The sequence below is a fragment of the Trichlorobacter sp. genome (assembly GCF_034008105.1).
Classification (GTDB): Bacteria; Desulfobacterota; Desulfuromonadia; order Geobacterales; family Pseudopelobacteraceae; genus Trichlorobacter.
On sequence record NZ_JAVEPN010000036.1, the window covers coordinates 1 to 3,344 of the forward strand.

The following is a 3,344-nucleotide window of genomic DNA, read 5'->3' on the forward strand; positions in this document are numbered from 1 at the left end:
CTGAAGGAAGGGGCTGTGGATTGCATGATGGCCCCTTTCACCGAGGGTGAACTGGTGAAACGGATGGAGCGGGGCATGGCGATGAAGGCCCTGGACCGTGAAAAGCAGGACTTTGTCTCCATGCTGTCCCATGATCTGAAAAATCCGATCACCGCCGTGATCGGCTCAGTGGATCTGGTGCGCGAAGGACGCCTGGGGCCGGTCAACAGCGAGCAGGCTGAATACCTGATGTCGGCCATCGACAGCTGCATTGAAGTCGTCGCCATGATCGACAATATGCTGGATATCCACCGTTTCGAGGATGGCAAGATGCAGTTCCGCAAGACCCCGGTCAAGCTGTCCGAGCTGACGCGCCAGATCACCGCCAGTTATCGCGGTGCGGCCCAGGCCGCCAACCTGCGCCTGACCGCACTGATCGACGACGACCTGCCGGAAGTGGCACTGGACCGTGACAAGTTCTCACGGGTACTGGCCAACCTGCTGATCAATGCCGCCCGTTTCACCCCCGATGGCGGGGAGATCAGTGTCACCTGTTCACAAGGCATCTCAGCCAGCTCCGAGCTGGCCATCATCCTCAGTGTACGGGACACCGGCGACGGCATACCTGCCGACGAACTGCCGTTCATCTTTGATCGTTTTGTGCAGGCCAACTCCCAAAGCGCCCGCGGCAGAGGCGGCAGTGGCCTGGGGCTCGCCTTCTGCAAGCTGGTCGTCGAGGCCCACGGCGGCACCATCAGCGCCGCCAGCCGCGAAGGACAGGGAAGCGAGTTCATCATCACCCTGTCGGTACCTGAGTAGCGCCATCCCGAACAGAGGAGCAACCCTGTGACGCTCAAGCACTCATTCCGCCACCTCAGCTGCTGTCTGCTGCTTGCCGGGCTGCTGTTCCTGCCTGGTCACGCCTTGGCCGACAGTCTTGACCTGTCCAAGGCGTTGGTGATCGGCAACGGCCCGAAGACGGTCATTGAGTTTACCGATCCAGACTGTCCCTACTGCCGCAAGGCCGCCGCCTATTTTGTCAAACGCAGGGACGTCACCAGCTATATCTTTTTCACCCCCCTGGCCAAGCACCCCCAGGCCAAACGCAAGGCCCAGTACATCCTTTCCCACAGCAACCAGGCAAAGGCCTACCACGAGGTGATGAGTGGCAGATACGACCACGTTGTTGTCGAAAAACTTCCGGTAACGACCAAGGGAATCAAGCGACTGGAACAACAGCGGGCCATCGCTCGAACAGCCAAGATCGAAGCCACACCGACGTTCATGCTATTCGGAAGGATTGTTGAAGGGTTTGACCTGGAAAGGCTGCAGCAGCTGCTGGGCAAGTAGCCTGCCGCAACCGTGGTGCCGCCACGGCCACGAAACCCCTACAGCACTGATTCGGAAATAAGCCCCATCTTGCAGAGCGTCTTCAGCAGTCTTTCCGGCTTGACCGGCTTAACCAGGTGGGCTGCAGACTGGGCAGACACATAGGCCTGGATGATATCTTGCGGCGTATTAAGCGCCGACAGCACCACGATGTTCACCCCATGCTCCACCACAATACCCCGCTCCTGCTCCAGCCCCCGTATTGCCTTTGCTGCAGCATGGCCATCCATACCCGGCATAACGATATCCAGAAAAATCACCTGGTAAGGATTCCCCTCCAGCAGGGCGGCAGCGAACTTGGCCACACCTTCGTAGCCATCGGCGGCCAGGTCACAGACTGCATAGGACTCAAGCTGCGCCGCCAATAGCTCCCGCCCCAACTCATCATCGTCAATGATCAAACAACGCAGCATATCCATCCCTCCAGATCACATCACGGCCCACGACTACTGCCAGACGCCATCTTCTGTACGCGCTTACACCAGCACAAATGCCAAACGTAACTTCTTTCGCGGGATTGTATAGCACAAAAAAAGCCCGCTTGTTGCGGGCTTTTTTTGTACGGCGCTTACTACGTCTACAAACTAGCGGTTTGCAGGATTTTTGGGATCGCCCTTATAGCCGAGCGCCTTCCAGTCCATCCGCCCCTTATCGCCGTGGCAATCGTTACACTTAAGCGACTTATCCTTGGGGACCACCATGTGGTTAACCGACCAGACCATTGAGGTCTCAACAAAGCCGTAGTTACCGCTATAGGGCTGACCTGCGGCCTTCATGCCAGCGGTGATGGCCTTATTCCAGTCATACTTAACCCAGTAAGCGCTCTCGCTGGTAGGCGGGCCGAAAACGTTCACAAAGGCCATGGTGTTGTTGCCACTATCATAGGGTTGCTTACCACGCATAATCTTGAACGGCATGATCTTGGCATTCGGATCTTTGCGGTCACCCTGGGCAGCACTCAACTCCACCACCTTGCTGGGATCAATCTTATCACCAGCCACATAGCGCTCAACCTTGCCGTTAAACCAGAGATAGGTAGGCACCACATCTTTTTCCCATTTGAAGTCGCCCTTCATCTTGGCATAGAGCTTCTCGCCGTACTGATCCTTGGGAGCATTGGAATCGTCCTTGCCGGCAGTGGACCAGTCCCACCAGGTCTTGGTCGGCTTATCCTTGGCAAAGGTCGGGATATGGCAAGTCTGGCAGGCAATCTTCTTGGCGTGCTTGTTATAGAAAGCGCTCTTGTGAGGCGCCTCCTTGTGGCAGTCGGTGCATCCCAGAATCCGCTTGCCACTACCCACCGAAACTGACAGCGCCTCACCCTTGATAGCGTGGTCCTTGCCACCCTTATGGCAGGATTGGCAGGTAAAATTCAGCTTGCCCATATGCACGTCGGTAGCAGGATTCGGGTTGATCAACGAAGAATCCAGATCACCATGCTTAACGTGATCGCCACCGCCGCCATAGAAGTGGCAGGAACCGCAGGCGGCACGGGTCGGCTTACCCACCGACTGGGCCACCTTCACCAGATCAACGGTTGGCCAGGGCTTGCCGCCGAACTTCTTGTCTTCACCAGGATAGGCAGGATGGCCTGCGCCAGCCGGGAACTTTTTGTAGGTGCCGGTGGTCTCGTGGCAAACCAGGCAGTCCACATTCTCAGCCTTGGTAAAATCAAAGTTGCCGTCTTTCCAGCCGTAGCCGGCATGGCAGCTGGTACAGCGCGGCCAGTTGGAAGGCACTGCCACACAGAAGTTGTTCAGGACGTTTTTCTTACCCATCATCATCTTCTTACCCTTGACAGTCTGCTCCTTCTCCCAGGTCCAGTGGACGGATTTCATAAAAGCCTTGGTCTCGGCCTCATGACACTCCATACACTTCTTAGTTACTTCCGGACCATTCTTGAAGGGGCCATTACCGACATAATCGGCATGGTTCCCTGCGATGACCGTTGATGCCAGGGATAGCCCCAACACAAC

4 protein-coding genes are annotated in these 3,344 nt (G+C 56.7%); 2 read left to right on the top strand and 2 right to left on the bottom strand.

Annotated elements, in window-relative coordinates; all coding sequences use genetic code 11:
• A partial coding sequence (locus RBQ93_RS12335) for a HAMP domain-containing sensor histidine kinase (RefSeq protein ID WP_320372420.1) occupies positions 1 to 798 on the top strand: 798 nt, incomplete at its 5' end.
• Positions 799 to 825: 27 nt separating this feature from the next.
• Entirely contained in the window at positions 826 to 1,329 is a 504-nt protein-coding gene (locus RBQ93_RS12340) for a thioredoxin fold domain-containing protein (RefSeq protein ID WP_320372421.1), read from the top strand.
• Between the two features lie 38 nt (positions 1,330 to 1,367).
• On the opposite strand, the gene RBQ93_RS12345 is transcribed toward RBQ93_RS12340, so the two are convergent.
• On the bottom strand, positions 1,368 to 1,781 hold the full coding sequence (locus RBQ93_RS12345) for a response regulator (RefSeq protein ID WP_320372422.1): 414 nt from the start codon (positions 1,779 to 1,781) through the stop codon (positions 1,368 to 1,370).
• A gap of 171 nt (positions 1,782 to 1,952) precedes the next feature.
• On the bottom strand, positions 1,953 to 3,344 hold a 1,392-nt coding region (locus tag RBQ93_RS12350; RefSeq protein ID WP_320372423.1), incomplete at its 5' end, for a tetrathionate reductase family octaheme c-type cytochrome.

Excerpts from the sequence above, each read along its gene's own strand:
- RBQ93_RS12345 (WP_320372422.1), bottom strand. The coding sequence starts at position 1,781 with ATGCTGCGTTGTTTGATCATTGACGATGATGAGTTGGGGCGGGAGCTA.